Source organism: Streptomyces sp. NPDC057623 (assembly GCF_042800355.1).
Taxonomy (GTDB): Bacteria; Actinomycetota; Actinomycetes; order Streptomycetales; family Streptomycetaceae; genus Streptomyces.
Map to the genome: position 1 here is coordinate 14,442 of NZ_JBHVGZ010000020.1, position 22,193 is coordinate 36,634.

General features: G+C 67.6%; 9 protein-coding genes. 7 read left to right on the top strand and 2 right to left on the bottom strand.

The annotated features are described in order from the left end of the window. Window positions 1-111 precede the first annotated feature (111 nt). From ACFU95_RS21600 to ACFU95_RS21630, 7 genes are all read left to right on the top strand, one after another. Complete coding sequence (locus tag ACFU95_RS21600) at window positions 112-2,238, top strand: AIPR family protein (protein ID WP_383829897.1); 2,127 nt, start codon at window positions 112-114, stop codon at window positions 2,236-2,238. Window positions 2,239-2,500: 262 nt separating this feature from the next. Next, window positions 2,501-4,651 carry a restriction endonuclease subunit M gene (locus ACFU95_RS21605; protein WP_383829900.1) on the top strand — a complete coding sequence of 717 codons (2,151 nt, stop codon included), beginning with the start codon at window positions 2,501-2,503 and terminating at the stop codon, window positions 4,649-4,651. Then, window positions 4,648-6,078, top strand: coding sequence for a restriction endonuclease subunit S (locus tag ACFU95_RS21610; RefSeq protein ID WP_383829902.1), 1,431 nt, complete (start codon window positions 4,648-4,650; stop codon window positions 6,076-6,078). The genes ACFU95_RS21605 and ACFU95_RS21610 overlap by 4 nt, the downstream gene beginning before the upstream one ends. After that, window positions 6,078-10,424 (top strand): protein kinase, encoded by a 4,347-nt coding sequence (locus ACFU95_RS21615; RefSeq protein ID WP_383829905.1) that lies wholly within the window; start codon window positions 6,078-6,080, stop codon window positions 10,422-10,424. Before ACFU95_RS21610 ends, ACFU95_RS21615 begins: the two co-directional genes overlap by 1 nt. After that, the gene (locus tag ACFU95_RS21620; RefSeq protein ID WP_383829908.1) at window positions 10,415-12,070 is read left to right on the top strand and encodes a hypothetical protein; all 1,656 of its coding nucleotides are present in this window, start codon (window positions 10,415-10,417) and stop codon (window positions 12,068-12,070) included. The genes ACFU95_RS21615 and ACFU95_RS21620 overlap by 10 nt, the downstream gene beginning before the upstream one ends. After that, window positions 12,067-17,679, top strand: a complete 5,613-nt coding sequence (locus tag ACFU95_RS21625) for an ATP-binding protein (protein WP_383829911.1) — start codon at window positions 12,067-12,069, stop codon at window positions 17,677-17,679. Before ACFU95_RS21620 ends, ACFU95_RS21625 begins: the two co-directional genes overlap by 4 nt. Window positions 17,680-18,187: 508 nt before the next feature. After that, window positions 18,188-19,276, top strand: a complete 1,089-nt coding sequence (locus tag ACFU95_RS21630) for a hypothetical protein (RefSeq protein ID WP_383829914.1) — start codon at window positions 18,188-18,190, stop codon at window positions 19,274-19,276. A gap of 325 nt (window positions 19,277-19,601) precedes the next feature. On the opposite strand, the gene ACFU95_RS21635 is transcribed toward ACFU95_RS21630, so the two are convergent. Beyond that, complete coding sequence (locus tag ACFU95_RS21635) at window positions 19,602-21,362, bottom strand: Hsp70 family protein (RefSeq protein WP_383829917.1); 1,761 nt, start codon at window positions 21,360-21,362, stop codon at window positions 19,602-19,604. Further along, window positions 21,359-22,156, bottom strand: a complete 798-nt coding sequence (locus ACFU95_RS21640) for a hypothetical protein (protein WP_383829920.1) — start codon at window positions 22,154-22,156, stop codon at window positions 21,359-21,361. The genes ACFU95_RS21635 and ACFU95_RS21640 overlap by 4 nt, the downstream gene beginning before the upstream one ends. Window positions 22,157-22,193: the final 37 nt, after the last annotated feature.

Sequence of the window (22,193 nt, forward strand, 5' to 3'; positions counted from 1 at the left end):
GCGACCTGGGACCGGCCCTGGAGCGCGCCGCTCGCACCATCCATGCACCTTGAGGTCGATCTTCGCCCTATACCCTTGTTCGATAAGTGAGTTACGGGACAGGGGCAGGCCATGAGCAAGCTGCACATCGAGTACGTCCGCAACGCCATCGACGAGCGGTACACCGGTCTGCTGGACCTGACGGACCTGCCGAAGTCGGCCGGGGAGCATGGGCGGCGGCAGGCGTTCCTCAGTCGCGGGATCGCGGCGCTCGCTGTGCAGAACGAGCACCAGGTCGGCCCACGGGCCGCCGCTGCTTGCATATTCGACGGTGCTGACGACCGCGGGATAGACGCGATATCGGTGGAGCTCAGTGCTCCGCAGCCGCGTATCTGTCTGGTGCAGGCGAAGTGGAGCGACGCCGGCAAAGGCGGGTTTGACGAGGAGGCGGTGCACAAGCTGTTTCGCGGCCTCGATCTGCTCTTCGACCGGGCCTACTCAAAGTTCAACAGTCGTTTCCAGCCGCTGGTGCCAGATCTTCAGCAGGCTTTCGACCTGGGTCTGCCGAAGGTCACCATCGTCCTGGCGCTGATGCGGACCGCTCCCCTCGACCCCAAGGTGCGTGAGCTCCTTGAGGAGAAGGTTGCCGCGCAGAATGAGGTCGACGAGATCGTCGACTACAAGGTTCTCGATCTGCGTGACTTCCACCGGGCGATCCTGGGTGACGCAGCGACGCCCAAGATCGACGCCACGGTCAGGCTCGACGGGTTCGTACAGGAGTCGACGCCGTACAAGGCGCTCTACGGCACCATGACCGTCCCCGACCTAGCGGACCTGTACAGCGAGCACCGGCGGGGACTCTTCGCCCGCAACATCCGTGATTCCCTCGACCTGACCGACGTCAACGTCAAGATCCAGAACACTCTGCTCGAACAGCCGGAGCACTTCTGGTACTTCAGTAACGGCATCACCATGCTGTGCGAGACGATCAAGCCGGTCGGGCGGGCCGTCCCCGGAAAGGTCGGCGACTTCAAGCTGAGCGGCATCAGCGTGGTCAACGGCGCACAGACCGTGAGCGCTCTGCACCGGGCCTTCGTCAAGGACCCCGACACAGCGCAGATCGGCAGAGTCACGGTGCGACTGATCTCGCTGGAGGACTGCCCGGAGGGGTTTGGCGACCAGGTCACCACCACGACAAACACGCAGAACCCGATCGAGGAGCGGGACTTCAAATCTCTGGATCAAGGACAGATCCAGCTGCGCGACGACTTCGCTCTGTTGCTCCACCGCAGCTACGTCATCAAGCGCGGGGAGCGTCTGCCGGACCCACAGCACGGCTGCTCCCTCACGGAGGCCGCCGAGGCCCTGGCTGCTGTCCACCCCAATGCCCAGCTCGCGGCGATCGCCAAGCGTGACCAGAATCTCGCGGGACTCTGGGAGGACAGCGTCTACGAGCAGATCTTCGGGGCGACTCCGAACGTGTACCGCGTCTGGCGCTCGGTCGAACTGCTCCGCGCGGTCCGTGCGGAGCTCCAGGCGCTCCGCGACGGCCTGCTCTGGCGTGCCGACGCCGCGGCCTCGCACGGCGATCTCCTTGTCACCCATATCGTCTTCCGGCGGCTGAGCACCACCGCCATCGAAAGCCCGGACTTCGACTGGGTGGGCGAGCTCGCCAAGGTGCCCCAGCTGGTGCGCGACACCTTCGCTTGGGTGCTGCGCGCGATCGACGACGAGTACGGCAAGAGCAGCCACATCATCGCCGCGGTCCGCAACGCGGAACGCATGCAGCGTGTGGTGCGGGCCGCGATGCGCGGCCTCGACTCCGACACGACGGCTCCCGCCCTGCAGGACGACTACCAGGTCGCCGGTGCCGAGCAGCGCGGACGACAGGTCAACGCCGTCATCACCCTAATCGCGGCCGACCGCATCGAAGAGGGCACGGACCTGGAGTTCCGCCCCTTCTCCCGGCCGGAGCGGCGGGAGATGACCGAGTGGCTGGCCGCGAATCCGGATCGTGCCCGCGCGACCTGGTCGAATGAGCGTGGCACCAGGAACCCGCTGCGATGGGCCGCGGACGGAGAGTGGTATTCGCCAAGCGGCCTAGCCCGGAAGATGCGCGCCGAGGCCTCTGGGGTGGACACCTCGGCGCAGGGCACGATCCGGTGGTTCGTACCCGACCAGGGCTCGCTCGAAGAGCTGGCGTACGAGGTGCGGCAGAGCGAGGGGACCGACACGGACACTGGGCCCACCGAGCAGTGACCGGCAGGGAACCGCAGACGCACGGCCGTCCGCCCCAGTCCGGTGATTGTCAGTGCTCGGCGGTACTGTCGACGCGCTTGCGGGACCAGTTGGGCTCCCTCCAGGAAGCCCCCGGAAGGCTCCGTGGAAGCTCCGACCGGTCGGCTCCGGGGCCGTAAGATCGCAGGTGCCAGCCGTTACCGGAGGGGCCTGTGGAGCGGACACGGCCCAGAGCGGCGGGCATCACACGCACCACCGAGCACAGGGAAGAAGTCGTACGTCGATGGAGGAACTGACCTTGGACCTGGGCATCCCACAGCAGCCGGAAGACGGTGCAGGCCGGGCAGCCACGGCGGAGGAGACCCAGCCCCAGGTCACGGCCCTGGAAGAGGGGCAGATCGTCGACTACATCACCGGTGAGGCGATCAAAGAGACCGAGAAGGAGAAGGTCCGCCAGCGCACCGCCCGCGCCCTCGTCCACGAGCACGGGATCGACCCCGCCGACATGGCGCGTGACTTCCGCGTCACCGTCAGTGAAGAGGGCGCCAAGCGCAAGCGGACCAAGACGGCCGACATCGCGATCTTCGAGTCCGGTGCTGTACACAACACCGCCAATCTGCGCCGAGTGGTGATCTGTAAGCCGGAGCCCAAGGGCAAGGGCAAGAACGTCGTCAAGCTGCGGGAGCCAGACCAGGCACGCAAGGACCTCGAAGCCCTCCAGGAGCTGATGGGCAACGAGGACCGTCCGCTGTGCGCGGACGGGATGTGGACGGACGGAGTCGACTACTTCTTCCTCAAGAAGGTGGTCAGCGACTTCGGCGCGGACTTTGAGGACCGCAGTGACTGGGCCGTCGCCGACGGTACTCTCGGCAGCCGCACTGTCGCCTCCCACCAGCGGCTGCGCCGAGCCGATCCGGAGCGCCTCAAGATTGCGTTCCGCCGTTGCCACAACTACATCCACGGCAACGAGGGCATGCCGAAGGACGCCGCGTTCTGGCAGTTCCTCTATCTGCTCTTCGCCAAGATGTACGACGAGCGGGTCAGCCGGGGCACCGGTCACGGCCGGTTTCGCACTGGCCTGAAGGAGATGTTCGAGCCAGATGGCCGGGCAGCGATCAGCACCCGCATCCGGGAGCTCTTCGAGGACGTCAAGCGCGAGTACAAGGACGTCTTCAAACCCACGGACGAGATCACCTTGTCCGATCGAGCGTTGGCCTTCATCGTCAGCGAGATCGCCTCGTACGACCTGAGCGCCACTGATGTCGACGCCAAGGGAATCGCCTACCAGGAGCTTGTCGGCACGAATCTGCGCGGCGATCGTGGCCAGTACTTCACCCCGCGCGGGGCGGTCAATCTAATGGTCGAGATCCTCGACCCGAAGGACCACGAGACCGTCCTCGACCCGACCTGCGGCACCGGCGGTTTCCTGCAGGCCACGCTCAAGCATCTGCGCGACACGTGGAAGAAGGAGGCTGGCACCTACGGCTTCCCGGACACCGACGAGGAGAGGGAGCGCTACCGGGACAAGCTCAAGGAGTACGCGGAGAAGCACCTGATGGGTGCGGACTTCGACCCCTTCCTTGTCCGCGCCACCACCATGGCGATCATGACGCTTGCGGAGACCACAGGGAACGTCTTCCACATGGACTCCCTCGGTTTCCCGCGCGGGCACCTCTCGGGCGTCGAAGAGGCGAAGAAGAAGATCCCGCTCGGCGAGACCGTGGACGTCCTGCTGACGAATCCTCCGTTCGGCGCGGACATCCCGGTCAGCGACGAGTCGGTCCTGGGTTCCTTCCGTGACGGCATCGCCAAGTCCTGGGGCCGCAACAAGGAGAGCGGCGAGATCGAGGAGAGCCTGACCAGCCGGCCGGGCAGCATGGCCCCCGAGCAGCTGTTCATCCAGCGTGCCATCGAGTGGGTCAAGCCCGGTGGCCGGATCGGCATCGTCCTGCCCAACGGCATCCTGTCGAACCCTGGCCCGACCGACGAGGCGATCCGCCGCTACATCCTGGAGCGCTGCTGGGTCCTCGCAAGCGTCGAACTCCCGGTGGAGACATTCGTCGTCGACGCCAACGTCAACATCCTCACCACGCTGCTCTTTCTCAAGCGCAAGACGGACCAGGAGGTCCGCAACCACCGGCTCCGCACAGAGAAGGACTACCCGGTTTTCATGGCCGTCGCCGAGAAGGTCGGCTTTGACCGGCGCGGGAACGACCTGTTCAAGCGCGAGCCCGACGGAAAGATCGTGGTGGAGACCTCGGTCGAGCAGGAGCGCCTGCGCATCCGCGGCAAGAAGGTCGTACGTCCGCTGCGTCGCAGCAAGCCGGTCATCGACAATGATCTGCCGATCATCGCGGAGAAATACCGGGAGTTCCGGGCGAAGTACCCGGAGCCGGGTGCCGACCCACGCCAGGGCACGGAGGCGGGCGCGTGAAGATCGCCGAGCTGTCGAACCCGGTGACGTCCGCCTGGTTCCGGGATCAGGGCCTCCGGCTTGATGCCTCGCCGTACGTCTCGGACGCGCTGAAGGTGAAGAAGCTGTTGGAAGGGCTTCCGGAGAAGGTGCCCTTGGCGAGCCTGACAGCGGGGCACAACGGGGGAATCTTCAACGGCCCCATGTTCCGGCGGGTCTACCTCACCGACCCCGAGCACAGCGTGCCGTTCCTCGGGACGAAGGACATGATGGTCGCCGACTTGACCGGGCTTCCCCGGCTCAGGAAAAAGGACGCCCACTCGGCGGCGCTATCGTACTTGGAACTCCAACCGGGCATGACGCTGATTTCTTGCTCAGGGTTCAATGCCGGCAGACGGGCGTACGTCCGTCCAGACATGGGCGGCATGTGGTCTTCGCAGGACACACTCAAGGTCCAGCCCGATCCCGAGAAAATCAAGTCGGGCTACCTCTACGCCTTCCTACTCAGCCGGTTCGGCGAAGCGCTCGTACGCGGGTCGGTGTACGGCTCGGCCGTTAAGCACATCGAGCCGCACCACCTTACGGGGCTGCCGGTGCCGCGCTTCGGTGAGCAGGTGGAGTCCGAGATCCACGAACTTGTGGAGGAAAGCGCGACGCTGCGGGCCCGGCACCAGGCCGAACTCGTCGCGGCAACCGAGGACTTCTTCGACAGCAATGGGCTGCCCGAACTGACGGAATTCGACTGGCACAAGCAGCCCCGCGACCTTGGCTTCGTCGTGGAACAGTTGTCACCAGTCACGCTTCGTGCCATCAACCACGGGGAAAGGTCACGCCAGCTCCAGGACCAACTCACTTCAGTCCCACATGGCCTTTTGGGGGAAATCTGCTCGCATGGGCAATTGCGCTACGGGCCGATCTTCAAGCGCGTCGATGCCAACTACGAACACGGCGGACGGCTGCTCGTGGGACAGCGTCAAGGCTGGTGGATCCGCCCGGAGGACGGTCGCGTCATCAGCCCGAATCATGCCCCTGCGGGAGTGTTCGTCCCAGACGAGACCGTCATGATCGGCGGTCATGGCATGCCAAGCGAGAGTGGATTGTTCGGCAGAGCCACTCTCGTGACCGGACGCTGGCTTCAGCACGCCTATAGCCAGGACTTCCTGCGAGTCACGTCGGGCACCAGCGAAATCACGGGAGCCTATCTGCTGGCCTTCTTCCGGTCGACGGTTGCACTGCGATTGATTCGCAGCATGCTGACCGGTGGGGGGCAGCAAAGCATCCACGTGGGCCTGGTCGCTTCGCTGCCGATCCCCATGGCCTCTCCCGCCGACCGCGACCGCATCGCCACCACAGTCCGCTCCGCCTACCAATGCCGCGACCGCGCCGACATCCTTGAGGACAGGGCGCTCGCGCTGCTCACCGCTGCCATCGAGGAGGCCGCTGGCTGATGGGTGCCAGGATCGTTGCTGTTGGGGAGGCCGTCAACGATGCCGAGCGGCGCGTGATCGCGCACCTGAGAGATCACGCGCCAGACGACTGGACGGTCCTGCACTCCGTCGAAATCCCGCATGGGAACCGCCTGTTCGAGGTCGACCTCGTCGTGGTCACCGGGCACGCGGTGTACGTCATAGACGTCAAGGGCACCCGCGGCCGTATCGAGGTAGACGGCAGCCGCTGGTATCCGGCGCGGCGGGCCCCGTTCCGCAGCCCGGTGCCCAAGTTGCAGAGCCACGCCAAGCAGCTCAAGACGATCCTGGAAACCGCGCATCTGCCGCTGTCCCGCCTCTGGACCGACGCCCTGGTCGTCCTCCCGGCCCCGGACGCGGTCCTGCTGGACAGCACACCCGCCCAGCGTGACGCGAAGGCGACCGTTACCTTGGCCGACCTGATCGGGCGGTTGGCGGACACCACCCAAATCCCCGTGTCGTCCGGGCGGTTCGACGCGGACATCTCCGCGCATCACGCAGCGATTGCGGAGACGGTACGAGGATCGTCTCGCGCCCCCTCCGGGCCACTCAGGTTCGGCAGCTGGGAGGTGATCGAGCGGCTCAGTGAGTCCCAGTACGCCGACGGCGCCGACGTACTGGACGAGTACCGGGCGAAGAACGCCCTGGCCGTGCAGGGTTCGGGCACGGTGCGGCTGCAGGTGCGCCAGGCCGACCCGTACGCACCAGAGGCGGAGCGGCTGCGGCAGCAGAAGCGGATCGGGATCGCCTACGAGGCGCTGGGCAAGCTGCCCGCGCATCCGAACATCGTCGGGGTGCGGGACTTCTTCGCCGTCGAGGACCGGGGTGCGTACGTCACCGTCTTCGACGATGTCCCCGGGCATGCGCTGAAGCTGCATCTGACCGGGGCCGCAGACCCGCTGACCGCCGACGCCAAACTGCGTACCATTCGGCATGTCCTGCAGGGACTCGCGCACGCCCACAGCCGGCGGATCGCGCACCGCGAGCTGAATCCGTCCACGGTCCTGATCGCGCAGAACGGTCGGGCGATGCTGACCGGCTTCGAGTACGCCAAGACCGCGCAACGGCGCGGGCACACCGTACTGGACGAAGCGTGGCAGGTCGCCGACCCGGCGTATCTCGCTCCGGAATGCCAGGCCGACGCGGCCGCCATGGGGATGGCCTCAGATGTGTACGCGGTCGGTGTCATCGGCTATCAACTGCTCACCGGGGAGCTGCCGTTCGGTTCGGTGACCGAGCAGGCCGAGGCAGCCGGCCGGCTGCCGGACGCCGGGCTTGAACTGGCCGGGGTCAGAGTGGAGCTGGCGCACTGGCTGCGCACGCTGTGCGCGAGCGATCCCACCGCCAGGCCGAGTGCCTTGGAGGCGCTGCGCCGCCTTGACCTGGCGATCGGCGCGGGCCAGGCCCCTGCCCGGCGGATCGGTTCCTCCGCCGCTCGACCCGCACTGCAACCCGCCGCCGACCGACCCGGCGGCCCAGATGGGCCACGTGGGGCGGACTTCTTCAAGAACCTGCCCGCCGACTTCCAGCTCGGCACCAAGTACCTGGTGCGCCACCGGCTGGGCCGACCCGGCGGATTCGGCGTGGCCTACCGGGTGTACGACACGATAAGGAGCATGGACCGGGCGGTGAAGCTGGTCCTCAGGGACCGCGACTCCGTCCTTGAGCGGCTCAAGCGCGAGGCCGACGTTCTGCAGCGGCTGCAGAGCGCACCGCACCCCAACGTGGTGTCCATGGTGGACGCGGACCGGCTGCCCGCCCCCGATCCGTATCCGTATCTCGTCTTCGAGTTCGTCGACGGCAAGGACGTCGCCGAAGTGATCCGCGGCGGGCGGATGGGTGCGGCGGACGTGCTGCGGCTGGCCGCGGACACCGCCCGCGGGCTGCGGCACATTCACGACCTCGGGGTGTGGCACTGCGACATCAAACCGAGCAACCTGCTGTGGACCGACGACGGCGTCAAGCTGATCGACTTCGGCATCGCCAAAACCGCCGACTCCTCCGAGGGCCACACCTACACCAGCGCCCGCTACAGCCCGCCCGACCTGGACCAGGTACCGGCCAACGCCTCCGGATACGTCGACCGTGATCTGTTCGGGCTGGGGGTCACCCTGTATGAGGCGCTCACCGGCGGGCAGTACCCCTGGGATGCGAGGTCTCCGCTGCCCGGTGTCCCGCCGATCGATCCGCGGATCGCATACAGCGGCTTCGGCGATCTCGCCCCCGAGTTCGCCGACATCCTGCTCCGGTCGATCTCTCCGTACCGTGGTGAGCGGTTCACCACCGCCGAGGAACTGCTGGACGCGCTGCGGGCGTTGGAGTCGGCGAGGGATGTGCCGGTGCCCCCTCCGCCGTTGCCCGAGCTCCCGGAGCTGCCTCCCGCGCCGCCGTCCGGCGGCGGCCCCGAGGAGCCGTCCTCGCCTGAGCCCAACACCAACCCGTTCGTCGCCCATCTGCAGACCCTGTACAGCCAGAGTCGGCGCAGCAACCGCGGCACGCGGGGCCTCGACCCGCATGCCATGTCGGTGTACGTCGAGACCGCCCTGGACAGTGATCTCGTGCCCGCGCTGCGGCGGGGGGAGCACGCGCTCGTCATCGTCACTGGGAACGCGGGCGACGGAAAGACCGCGTTCCTGGAGCGGTTCGAGCGCCACGCCCGAGAGCTGGGCGCCGACTTCGGGCCCCGGCGGTCCAACGGCAGCGACTTCACGCTGGGCGGCCGCCGGTTCCGTACCAACCACGACGGCAGCCAGGACGAGGGCGAAGTGAGCGGGGACGACGTCCTGGAGGAGTTCTTCGCGCCCTTCGCCGGGCCGGACGAGTCCGGATGGGTGGGCATCGGGAGCGAGACGCGGCTGATCGCCGTCAACGAAGGGCGGCTGATCGATTTTCTCAGCCACCACCACGACCGCTATCCGTACCTCGCCAGACTCGTCAACCTGGGCCTGGACGGGCGGGACACGGGGCAGACCGTCGCCGTCGTCAACCTGAACGCCCGTGATGTAACGGCCCGGCCGAAGGATACGGACGGCGTTCCGCAGGACGGTGAGTCGCTGCTCGAGCGGATGCTCACGCGGATGACACACGAGAGGTTCTGGGAGGACTGCGCGTCCTGCGACCTCGCCGCCACCTGCTACGCCCGGCACAACGCACAGACCTTCCAACACCCCTCCGCCGGCCCTCAGGCGATGCGCCGGCTGCGTCGGCTCTACGAACTCACCCAGCTGCGCGGCAAGTTGCACATCACGCTGCGTGACCTGCGCTCGGCGCTGGCGTACACCCTCACCTCGGGCCGCGACTGCGCCGAAATCCAGCGGCTGTACGCGGCCGGTGACGCCCAGAGCGTCCTGGACAGCTTCTACTTCTCCGCACATCTCGGCACTCCCCCGGCCGAGGACGGCAGTCCGAGGGAACGTGACCGGCTGCTGTCCCTGCTACGCGAGGCGGATGTCGCCGCCGTACCGCAGCCGCGCCTCGATCGCCGCCTCGACTATGCCGGGCTGCTGGAGGACGGCGCACTGGTTACCGTGGACGGGCGCGGAAACCGGGATCGGGTGCTGCTGGAGCAGCAATTCGCGGCGCTGGGCCGGGCGAGCCGGGGTGGACAAGGACAGCAGGGCCAGGGGGCCGACCACCGCAGCTACCTCAACGCGGCGCGCCGTTTGCTGTATTTCGAGCTCCACGACGAGGAGCGGGCCCAGCGAATGCTGCCGTACGCCTCGGTGCTGCGTTTCGTGGAACTGCTGAGCACTGATGCCTCCATCGACGCCGCGCGCGACATGGTGCTGCACGCATTCAACCGGGGTGAAGGGCTGACGGCTCCGGACCGCATCGGGGAGGGTCTCGCCCTGAAGGTCCGTGAGGTGACGGGCGGTCTCATCCGCAGCTACCGGCGCTTCCCCGCCGAAGGGTTCCAGCTGAGGCCCGCGGATCCGCCCGCCCCTTCGTATGTCGAATCCGGCCGCACGGCGCTGCGGCTGAGCTACCGGGACCCCGCGGGCAGACAGGGTGGCACTGCGGAGCTGGACATCCGGCTCGATCTCTTCGAGCTGCTGCAGCGCTTCGGCCAGGGGTACCGGCCCTCCGTGGCCGACATCCAGGGCCAGCAGCTCGCCTTGGCCGTGTTCAAGAACCGGCTGGCCGCAGTCCCGTATCAGGAGGTGCTCCTGACCACGCACGGGCATGACCTGCGCCGTGTCCACCGCACCGAGGACGGTGTCCTGCACATGGAAGACCTGGCGTCCGTCGCGCCGAACGGGGTGGACGCAGCGCGCGAGCCGGACGACGAGGTACACGCCGACGGGGCGGAGGAGACGGCATGGCGCTGACGGGATCGCTTGGTACTTTTCACCACCCGGGTGTCAGCCGGATCGACTACAAGCCGCTGGACATGGACAGGGTCCTGACCGCGCTGCTCGCCCGGCTGTGGCACCACGGCATGCCCAGCAAGATCAGCCGTACGTCGACGCTCGACGTCGATGTGTTCGTCAAGCTGTTCCTGGAGCATCCCGAGGTGTTCGACGGCTTCGACCGGGAGACCACCACCCGCTGGACCATCACCCATCTCATGGACATGGTCAACCGTGGCCGGGCCGATGAAGCGGTGGCCGCGCCAAGGCCGCTGCATGGCTTTACCTATCGGTTCCGCAACAGCCGCAAATCCCGTCCGTACGGGGCCGATGAGCAGCTGTACGAAATGCTCTGCGCGGACGAGGGCGCGCTGAAGGGACTGCGCGAGTTCTTCTTCTCCGACGTCGACCGTGCGACCGGCACCATCACCCCCGGGCCGGACACTGACGTGGAGACGCAGGCGCTGCTGCACCTGGTCGAGCTCGCGGGCGGCAAGGTCCGGGACCAGGCGGACACGAGCAAGCCCCGGACTCCCTATCCGCCGCTGTGTGCCGAGCCCGCACAGTTGCTCTGCCAAGACGTGATGCGGCTTCTCTACCACCAGGACCGTATGCCGCGCACCGTGCTGGTGGACTACCTCAAGACGCTGTTCGCCTTCCATCTGGCGCTGTACCACCTGCGGATGATGAAGCTGCTGCCCGCGGCCGTCGAAACGGCTGCGGTGCCGGCCGCCTGCCGGAATGGCCACAGCTCGCAGGCCGCGGCGGACCGCTGCCCGTACCGGGTGCGGCTCTTCCTCGACACAGACGGCACGCCCGGTACCGCATCCGCCGCCCTCGCCGAGCACAGCGCGGACATCTGGTACCGGCGCATCCCCCGCTTCATCCAGGCGACCTACCAGGTGAAGAAGCTCGACGACTTCGCTGAGTCCCTGGCCAAGGCCGGCACGTTGAGCCGACCCGCCGGCCGGAACCACTTCACCCCGGAGGAGGCGCTGCGGCTCCTGGACAACAAGCGCCGCAAGGACCGCGACGCCTTCTTCCTCCAGCGTGTCAACCGGGTGCGCGACGAGGAAGAGGAACTCCCGCCCGAGCTCAAGCAGATCATCCAGCTCGGACTTGATCCGTTCGACGAGTACACCGAGATGCTCATGCACTATCGCGGCCGTTACTACCGGGGTCAATTCGTGAAGTGCCTCGACTCGATGCTGCTCAAGCACCGTCCTGGCGCTCTGCTGGTCCAGCCGCGCGGGGGTGGCGCAGACGCAGCACGCCGGTTCGTCCTCGACGGACGGCTTCTCGAAGTGCTCCTGCAGGTGTCGCTCCTGCGCGAAAGCACCGACGGCAGCGGCAATCTGGCCACCGCCCCGATGCGGGTGGACGCGTTCCTCGCCCTGTTGCGCACCCGGTACGGGCTGTACATCGACCGGCTGCCCGACGGCGACGGCTTCACTGGCGCTCACCTGGACGACCAGGCGGCGCTGCGCGCCAACTCCGCCGCCTTCCTCAACAGGCTGCGCGAGATCGGCTACTACCAGGACATGTCCGACGCCTACCTGACGCAGACCATCACCCCCAGGTACGCCATCGGCGCCACCGCACGGACGGGAGTCAGCACCCGATGAGCAGCACCCCGACCGGCACGACGGGCCTGGTCGAGACCACCGCCAAGGATCTGCGTGAGGCCCTCGAAGGCGTCCTCGTGCCCCGGCTGGCCAAGCTCGTCGGCGAGCGCGGCGCCGGGCACTGCATGCGGGTCACCGAGGTCGAACCCGAGCTCGCCACCTCTCTCGTACGCCGACTGCGCGGTGCGCTCGGTCCCGACGCCACGGTCTGCCTGCTCTGCCCTGCTGACGACCTCACCCCTGACGGTCCCTTGCACGACGTGGGAGTCAGCAGCACCAAGCTGGTCGAGCTCCGCAACCGCAGCGAGGGCGAAGGTTCCCTGCCCGGCCCGCTCCTGGTCTTCGTGCCGCCCGGTACCCGGGTCAGTGCCGAGGACTCCTTCGGAATCGCCACGTTCGAAGAAGTCCCGCTCGGCGACGCGTACACCTCTCTCGCCGACTACCTCCTCGACCAGGTACCCGAGCGGCTGCGTCCCGCCGTCGACGAACTGCTCGCCTCGGTCCGCGACCGTGCGGAGGGATGGCGCGCAAGCGATCGCGCCGTCGCCCAGTACCTCCTTACCCTGCAGGCCAACACATACCGCGACCAGGTCGCCGGGGCTGCGGTCTACCACTTCGGCCTCGTACCGGACTTCGACCTGTTCGCCGACCCCGCCCTGGTACGGGAACGGGTCGACAGGAACCACGGCCTGGTGCGTAGGCTCACCGACTCGCCGCGTTCCGAACGGCAGCGCGTCCTGGACCTCGGCCTCAGCGACAGCGCCTTCGCCACCCGGCTCGCCGCCTTCGCCACCCGGTGCGGCCTGGAAGAACCCACCGCCTGGACGCGTCGCATCGTCGTCGACAGGGAGAACTGGGGCCTGTCCTTCGGTAACTGGCGCATCGATGAGCGACGCCGCGCCACCGTCTCCATCGACGTCCGCGAGCTCGGCCTGCCCTCGGCGGGCGACAACCCCCAGCATCTCAAGGACTATCCGGCGCTGGCCGCCATGGCAGGCCAGCCGTATCTGCTCACCGGGGAGAAGGGAGTCCGTAGCATCACCGCACGCTTCGCCGTGCATCCAGACCCTCGCAAGGTGGAAGGGCTGGAGAAGTTCCGTGTGGAGATCGTCTCCGAGAGCGGCGGCCCCATCGGCCGGGCCGCCCACGTCGGCAAGGGCAAGACCGCCAAGCCCGAGTACAAGAAGGCACTCGAACGCCTCAACAGAATCGACTGGGAGGAGGGATGGCACTACATCCGCGTCGTCCCTCTGGATGCGCAGGGTGAACCTCTCGGCGTCGCCCCCGGCGCCCACGACCTACCCGGCGGTGAGAGCGAGCGCTTCTACGTCGTCCCCGACGCCGAGGCAGAGGAACCCCCGGAGCGCAGCGCTGGACGCTTCCCCGGCCTCACCCAGGCCCTGCGCTCCCTTCAGCTGGACGCGCTCGCGGCGGGAGACGACCCGGCTCTGGTCGCCGCCACCGATATTCGTTGGAAGGCGTTCAGCGCCCGCAGCCCACACCGCACACTCAGCACAAAGGTTCACGCCGCGGGAACCGGTGAGATCCGGTTGTCCCCACTGCTCGTCCAGGCCCAGCAGCACCTCCTCGCCCACCCCGACGACACCGGTCTGCGCCGGATGCTGCTGCACCCGGACGGCCGCTCACAGCTGTGCGAAGGCGATGACGCGAATCTCGGACACACACTGAGCGGCCGAGCAAGCGAGGCCTACGAGGCTTTCGTCGCCGCACGGCGGGTGTACTTCAGCGCCATCACCGGCACGGCGACCAGCCCCACCGAAACCGCCGAGCTCCTGGTCAGCGAAGCGGTCGACTTCGAGCGGGTGCGCGATGAACTCGCCGCCTACGCCGAGGCGTACGCCGAACTCGTCGACGCGGCGGCCCTCCAGGTCGAAAGGGCAACGGATACCGCCAGAGGCAGCGCACTTGAGGCACTCGCCCGAATCCAGCAGATCGACTGCGTGGCGGCGACCCTCACCGACGGCACCGGCCGACGTGACACCGTTCTACTCGTCGCCCCCACCCACCCCCTGCGGGCACTGTGGCTGGCCACTTGGTCGGCCCTCGGCCTGGCCTGGACAAGCCGACTCGCCGCCGGGGACAAGAAGACCGTCCTGTCGGTACGGGAGTCCCTGCTCACCTCGCTGGCACCGCTCGGCTTCCCGTTCGCCGTCCCGCGACAGGACGGGCGGCTCATGGCCGCAGCCGACAATCTCACCCCGTACTGGGGCGCGTACCTACCCAGTGAAACCGCCGATCCCCGCGGGGTGCTCGGCCGGCTCACCACTGCCCTGAATCTGCCTCCCGAAAGCGCCCGCGCCGCCACCAGTGGCAGCGGCGCGCTGTCCGGCATCGCGCTGGCCGATCGCATAGAGCGCTACGTCCGTCTGCACCCGTACGTCACCGCCCTCGTCATGAACGTCGTCAACGCGGGCCGAGCCGAGATCGTCGCCGATGCCCTGCTCGAACTGCAGCGCCGCTCCACGACCAGGGACCTCACCTACGACATCCGCCTGTGCGTCACCGACCCCGAGGCACCCGAGGCCGGCGCCGCCCTGACGGAACTGCAAAACGCGCAGAGTCAGATCTCCTCCGCCGAGGCCGAAGCCTTCCTGCACACCACAGGCCCGGCACGCACCGCCAAACTCGTCCACTCCGTACGCTCGATGGGCGAGTTCACCCGACGGCCGACAGAGTTCGATGCCCACCTCACCGTCCTCATCGACGCCTTCGGCGGCGAGCAACACGCCTCCGCACCACGGCGGCCCATCACTCACGCGCCGGTCCACGGCCTGGTGCAGGCCACCGCTTCCACGTACGAGGACGACGACCAACAGATCGTCTGGCGCACCGCCCCACGCCACGGCACGGCCCTCGCCATAGAGGACGCCGAAGACCTCACCAACCTCATGGGCCGCCTGCCCGCCCTACTCGCCACCGCCGCGGCCTGCGTGGCCACCGCCGGCCAGGCCCTGCGCAACGTCCCCTGCACCGTCCTGTCCCTCGACACCGACGCCCGCGATCTCCTCTACCGGGCACACCAGTCCGGCGACTGGGTCGTCACCATCGACCGCACGCTGGGACTGGAGTACTTCGACAACGCCGGACGACACGGCAGGCCCGAGTACGTCATCGACTACGCACCCCCGCAAGGCAGCGCACTCGCCCACCAGATGATGGTGAGCTCCAATTCGGTCGACGAACTGCGCACCCTTCTCGGCCCGACGGCGCAGCAGCACGGGCTCGATATCGCGGAACGTCACCTCAACACGTTCTTCGACCAGCTTCGACTCCTGTCGGGCAACCTGGCTTTCAAGCTCGCATCTACCGCCCCCAACCAGCGCACCGAAGTCCTCGGCCTGTCCCTGGCCCGTCTCTACCTCGACTACCAGGGTGTGCTGCACAACCAGATCGTCGTACCCCTCGACGCCCATCCCGAGCTGTACGCGGAGGCCCGCCGCCACGCCCGTGAACTGGGCGACGCCCTTTCCTTCCAGCGCAGCGACCTCGCGCTGTTCCATCTCGACGCGCAGCAACAGACCCTCACCTGCCGCCTTGTGGAGGTGAAGTGCTACACCGCGCTCGACGACGTCGGCGCGTACGAGCGCCTCAAGACCAAGGTCACCCAACAACTGGCCCGCAGCCAGTCCGTGCTCGCCGAGTCCTTCGACCCGAACCTCACCACCCCTGACCGTGTCGACCGCCCCGTCAAGAACCTCACCCTGGCCTCCATGCTCCGCTTCTACCTGGAGCGCGCCGCCCGCCACGGCACCCTGAACCGGAGCAGCCGCACGGCAGCCCACCAGCTCCTCGACAGCCTCGACGACGGCTACCAGCTCCGCTTCACCCAGAGCGGCTTGATCTTCGACCTGGCCCGCCCCGGCACCGACCAGGAAACCGACGGCGAGGTGGAGTTCCATCGCATCGGCCACGACCTCATCACCGAACTCATCGACGCGATCCCGACGGTACGACCGGGCGGATCGCAACCGCAGGACGACGCCGAACCCGCCGAGCCCACGGGAAGCGACGCGGACACCCCGACACCGGACGACGCCGCCACCGCTCCGACGCTGGCCCTGCTCACACTCTCCGTCCCGCGAGTCGCCGACGCGGCCTTCCGCGCGGACGACGCGCAAGCCGCCGCACCAGAGCAGCCGACACCGGAGCAAGAACCCGAACCTCGCACGGGCAAAGCACCGGCGCCACCGCAGCCGAATCCCGATCCCCCTGCCGACGAGCAAAGCAACCCCGGACCGCCCGCCGCTCCCCCCACCCCGGAGGCGACGGTGCCCGACACACCATCCCCCGAGGCCACCGCACCCGACCCGCAGGACTTCCACGACGCCCCTGCCACGGACGCTCCGGCCCCCGCCCCGCCACCCTCCAGTCCAGGCGCCCCCGGCACCCACCAACCGGACATCTACCTGGGCGTCACCCGTCCCTCACCCCAGCACGGCGTGCTGGGGAAAGCCGCCGGCCGCACCGTCTCCCTCGACCTCGACGAAACCCACACCATCAGCCTTTTCGGCGTCCAGGGCGGCGGCAAGAGCTACACCCTGGGCAGCATCATCGAAGCGGCGTCGCTCCCGACCCCGCCCGTCAATGTTCTGCCCCACCCGCTGGCCACGGTGGTCTTCCACTACAGCAAGTCCCAGGACTACGCGCCCGAGTTCACCTCGATGGTGCACCCCAACGACGACAGCGCCCAACTCGCGGCCCTCAAAGAACGTTACGGCGCCGAGCCGCACGCCCTGACCGACGTCCTCCTCCTCACGCCGGAGGCTCAGGTCGACGATCGCCGAGAGCAATACCCAGGGATCGAAGTGCGCCCCCTGGCGTTCTCCTCCGCCGAACTCAAGGCTGAGCACTGGACATTCCTGCTCGGCGCCGTCGGAAACCGGTCCACGTACATCAAGCAGATCGCCAGGGCCATCCGCAAGCACCGCAACAACCTGACGCTCGACGCGATCCGCCAGGAACTCGCCAACTCCCGAATGCCGGACCACATCAAGGACCTCGCCGAGGACCGCCTGGGTCTGGCCGCGGAGTACATCGACGACAACGTCCGGCTCACCAGCCTCATCCGGCCCGGCCGCCTCGTCATCGTCGACCTGCGCGACAACCTGATCCAAAAGGACGACGCCCTCGGCCTGTTCGTCGTCCTGATGCAGCTCTTCGCCGACGCCCGCGACGGCGACCGCCGCTTCAACAAACTCGTCGTCTTCGACGAAGCCCACAAGTACATCGACAGCCCCGACCTCGTGGCCGGCCTGGTCGAGTCCGTCCGCGAAATGCGTCACAAAGGCATGAGCATCCTGGTTGCGAGCCAGGACCCGCCGTCCGTCCCCGTACAGCTGATCGAGCTCTCCAACCACATCATCCTGCACAAGTTCACCTCCCCGGCCTGGCTCAAGCACCTGCAGAAGGCGAACGCGGCCCTGTCCGGCCTCACCGCCGAGAAACTCGCTCAGCTCCGCCCAGGCGAGGCGTACATCTGGTCGAGCAAGGCCACCGACCAGGCGTTCACGTACGGTGCTGTTCGAATCCAGTGCCGTCCTCGGGTGACGAAACACGGCGGGGGAACGAGGACAGCATCCGAGGGGTAGTGGTTCAGAGCAGGTGGGCGGGGCGAAGAGAGTAGTCACGCCAGACAGAGCACCGTGCGCTGCTTCGGCTGCGCGCAGCCACGTCCGTCCGCTCGTTCGAGCGAATTGTCGCAAAACACCCGTCGCCGACAAGCGGACCTGACAACATGCCGCCGTTGTACGTCAACCTCGAGTCGAAGGCAGGCCATTGGAACGGCAGGTCAATGAGCGGCAGCTCTCGGTGCTGCAGTGGGTGGGAGCCGGGTGCCCTGCCGGCATATGGGAGACCAGCTCCTACAAGACCACCTGCCAGGCACTGCAGAACCGGGGCCTGGTCACGGTCTCCCGGAAAGGCGGACTGTGGAGCGTCGCCCTGACGAGCGCCGGCCAGCATTATCTGGCGCATGGCACGTATCCCCCTGCCAGGTCACGCCCGCGGAAGGCCCAGGCCGCGCCACAGCCGCCTTCCACCCGAGCGCAAGGAACCCCGACCGCCAGGCGAAAGACAAGCCCTCCGCCACAGAAGCGCATGACGTTCACGGAGCAGCTGCTGCAAGAGCTCTCGGATGCCGGTGGCCGGATCGTCAAGCGCGACGGCGGTCCGGACTCCGTGAACTGGCCGTCCCGCATCGCTGCGGCACGCAGGTCCGGAAGGATCCCGAAGACGAAGGATCTCTACGGAGGCTGGTGCCGAGACGGGTACGAAATCAAGCTCGTCGACATCCCCGCCTGGCGCCTCGCCGTCCTCGAACCCGTCCCTGTCCCTTCCCGGCTCACTCGCCCGCACACCGTGGTCAAGGCCATGCAGGACAGTCCCCAGCCACTCGGCCTGACCAAACCCGTCCAAGGGCGCGCCCTCCGGTTCATCCAGGCACTGATCACCGCCACCGAGGCACAAGGACTCTCATCCTCGGTTGGAACGACCGGCACCGCGCCCCCGCACCATCGCCGACGCAGGGCATCTCCCCACTTCACCATCACCGCGCAGGGACAGACCGTGGGGTTCCTTGTCCTCCAGGAACAGGACCGGAAAGAGCACATCGCCACCGACAAGGAACTCGCCGAAGCCAAGCAGTACTCCTGGGTCAGGATCCCCCGCTTCGACTACACCCCGTCCGAACGTCTCCGCATCGTGCTCAGTGGCGGCCAGCCGCACCGGGCCGACGAGTGGGCCGACACCGCCGCACGCTCCCTTGAGGACCAGCTCGCCGAGATCGTGCAAGAGGTTGGTCTCCGCGGAGAGGCGGCCGAACGCAAGCGTCAGGCCGACCTAGAAGAAGCACAGCAGCGGCGCCTGCGCTGGGAAGCCGCGAAGCAGCGGGCAACGACCGAATACGCAGAGGCATACCGTGTCAGGCACCTCGAAGCGCAAGAAGAAGCGTGGCGGCACGCAGCGGGCTTGACCGAGTACGTCAGCGCCCTCCGCCTCCACGCAGAGAGTCTGCCCACCGGACCGGCCAGGGACGAAGCCGAGGCATGGATCGCATGGGCCGAGAGCTACGTGCAACGCCTGAACCCCCTCAACGGTTCACCGCTGCTTCCGGAAATCCCTGACCCCCGCGCCGAGGATCTCAAACCGTTCATGCGCGGCTGGAGCCCTTACGGACCCACCTACTGAGCGCCCGCCGCGCCTCCCGCCCAGCACGACCTGCGCGATCAGCCAGGTGGCGCACCGTCAGAACGGGCGTATGTTTGAGTGCCGCGATCATCGTTTCAGCATCAAGATAGGTCGTACCCCCTCTCGTGATGTAGTCGACCATGGCCCGCCACCTCCAGCCCGGGACCGTCGTACTCGCCCCGCCGCGGGCGCATCGGCGATCGTCGCCGGTCAGGCCCCCATCAGCTCCAACGAGGCCACCGGCCAGGGTAACCAAGGCCGCAACTTGGGCGTTCCGCTTGCTTGATCGGCTACACAACTTCGCGGGACGCGATCCAGAGGCTGGTCACAGTCCCCCCGTCACCACTCCCTGCGGCTCACCGTTGACCGTCACCGCAGGGTCGGCCTCCACCACGCGAACAGCCATGTCGATCGGTGCGGGGTGGGCGTTGGCTGTTTCGGCTGCCGAGAGGTGTCGGACGTTGGAGGAGCCGTCGGCGAACGGGCGGACGGTGTGGGCCAAAAGGCGGGTCAGTTCATCGCCAATGCCGTGCTGCAGTGGGGTGCCGTCGGGGCCGAAGGAATCGATCTCGCGCTCGGCGAGTTGCTTGCCGGTGGCCACGTGGGTGGCGGTGAAGCGCAGGATGCCGCTCTCGTTGTAGCGAAACTTGATCTCGATCGTGTTCCGGCGGATGTCCTGTTCGCGGGTCGGGAGATCCACCTCGATGTTGGCCAAGGGAAAGGCACGGTCGCTGTCCGCCGGGTAGCCAACCTCGCCCTCGATCACCGGCACGCGCACGAAGGAAGCACCCGGCGTGTCCGGGTAGAAGTTGGCCGAACCCTCCGCAGGGAGCGTGGCATTGCGTCGGATGATGGCGCGGAAGCCCTTCTGTTCGCCCGCGCTCACGGCCGTACCCAGGTCGTAGCTGGTCACCAAGGAGAAGTCGCTGTCGTCGCCGAGTTCCCCGTCGAGGGAGGCCGCGTAGATGGCTGCACCTCGGGCAACGGCGGTCATGGGCCGGCACAGGCCGCTGTCAACGATACGGTCGTGGCCGAGGAGCTCGCCCAGGGCGTGACGCACCTGCGGGATCTGCGAGGTGCCGCCGATCATCAGAACGGAGTCGATGTCGTCCGCAGCGATGGCCAGGTCTTCCAAGGCCTGCTGGACCGGCTCCAACGCGCGGGTGATGAGTGGGGTGATCGCCGCGGTGTACTCGGCCGCGCTGATCCTCACCTCACGCCTCGAGATTGAGGGGGCGAGGCCGACCGGGAGGTCGAAGAAGAGCGTGCCATCCATCGGCACGGAGGACAGGGCGATCTTCGTCAGCTCAACCGACCGGCGCCACCGGCGTCGTTCGGCCTTGGTGAGCTGGTCCGCGGTCAGGCCGATCTTTTGCTGGATCAGCTTTGCCAGCGCGTTGTCGAACTCCAGGCCTCCGAGGGCGGTGATGCCGCGGGAGGTCTGCTCCTCGAAGAGACCGTCGTCGTATTCGAGGACGGTGACATCGATAGTGCCGCCGCCCCAGTCGAAGACGAGGAAACGGCCGGGGATCGGGACATCGTGGGCGTACGAGATCGCAGCCGCGGTGGGCTCGTTGAGCAGGGCCCGGACCTTCACCCCGCCGAGCGCTGCCGCGGCACGGGTGCGGTAGCGGGCGCCACCCGTGGCATTGGCGGGGACGGTGACGACCGCGTCGGAGAGGTCGAGCAGCTGGGCGGAGACGCCTTCCTTCATCCGGCTGAAGAGGGCGGCGGCCGCGACGGTGCTGTGGAACTTCTCCGAGCCGACCCAGACGTGGTGTTCCTCGAGCTGGGCTGCGACCTCGAGGCCGTCGATGTCGCTGTCCTTCTCGGCACCGGAGCGGGTGCCGAGCATGCGCTTCACGGCGTCGAGCGGCTCACTAGTGCCGGTCTTCGCCTCCCAGCCGAAGCAGAGGGTCCGCTGGAGGTCGCGGACGGACAGCACGGAGGGGAAGAGCTGCTCGAACTCCGACATCTGCCACTGGGCGGGCACGTTGTCACCGTCGACCGGCAGCAATTCGGTGGCGTGCCCGTTCCAGTGGGCCACCACGGAGTTGCTGGTGCCGAAGTCGATACCGAAAGTCATCGCGTTCCCTTCCGCATCGCCCGGCGGTCTCCGTTTACTGCAGGACGGGGACGCGATGCTCCGTTGCCTCTGTTCTGTTGCTTCTCAGGGTCCTGACCCCGGTGATACTTCTTTGTCCCAGGCTGTGCAGGAGCTTCCTTCTCCGGCTGCTTCTTCTCAAGATTGGCATGGGTCGCTCTCCGCCTCTGTCGGGGCGTCATATCCTCGGGCGGGACCTTGGCAACGGCCCGCAGCCAGCCGCGCTCGACGAGCTTCCCCGACTCCTTGTCGACGTAGGCGGGCGCGACGACTTCAAAGGTGACCGGGCCTCTCTTCATCACGCCGGGCTGGTCCTCCACGACGTTGAACAGCGACTGATCGCCGGTGTCGCCGACGATCTGCAGGCCGGCCTTCGCCGCCTCGTGGTCAAGGCGGGTCAGCACCACCTTCAGGGTCTTCGCGTCCAGCGCCTGCCGGTGCAGGACGGCCAGCTGGGCCAGGTGCATCTGGCGTGTGCGGATACTCTCCAGCACACCCTTGCGTACTGCTTCGGTGAACTGGGGAAGCACTCGGCGCATCAGCTCGGCCCGGAGGGCGGAGACCAGATCGGCCTCAGTCTCCTTGTCGGCCAGAGCTGCGCCCAGTTTCTCCGTCGCCTCCTCCAACTCCTTCTCCACCACGGGAAGGAGCGTCTCGTTGACCGATTTCAGGATCGCGGCGGCGTCCAGGGTCCCCGGGGTGAACTCGGGTAGGTGGCTCTCGGTGAACCGCCAGGGAGCAGCCTCGGCCGCCCTGCGCTCCCCACGATTCCGCACGCTTCCGCTGTTCGGCCCGCGTCCCCGGTTCTGCCGG

What these genes read in the sequence shown, in the direction of transcription:
- ACFU95_RS21600 (WP_383829897.1), top strand. Translation starts at nt 112, where the DNA reads ATGAGCAAGCTGCACATCGAGTACGTCCGCAACGCCATCGACGAGCGG.
- ACFU95_RS21605 (WP_383829900.1), top strand. Translation starts at nt 2,501, where the DNA reads ATGGAGGAACTGACCTTGGACCTGGGCATCCCACAGCAGCCGGAAGAC.
- ACFU95_RS21615 (WP_383829905.1), top strand. Translation starts at nt 6,078, where the DNA reads ATGGGTGCCAGGATCGTTGCTGTTGGGGAGGCCGTCAACGATGCCGAG.
- ACFU95_RS21620 (WP_383829908.1), top strand. Translation starts at nt 10,415, where the DNA reads ATGGCGCTGACGGGATCGCTTGGTACTTTTCACCACCCGGGTGTCAGC.
- ACFU95_RS21625 (WP_383829911.1), top strand. Translation starts at nt 12,067, where the DNA reads ATGAGCAGCACCCCGACCGGCACGACGGGCCTGGTCGAGACCACCGCC.
- ACFU95_RS21630 (WP_383829914.1), top strand. Translation starts at nt 18,188, where the DNA reads ATGACGTTCACGGAGCAGCTGCTGCAAGAGCTCTCGGATGCCGGTGGC.
- ACFU95_RS21635 (WP_383829917.1), bottom strand. Translation starts at nt 21,362, where the DNA reads ATGACTTTCGGTATCGACTTCGGCACCAGCAACTCCGTGGTGGCCCAC.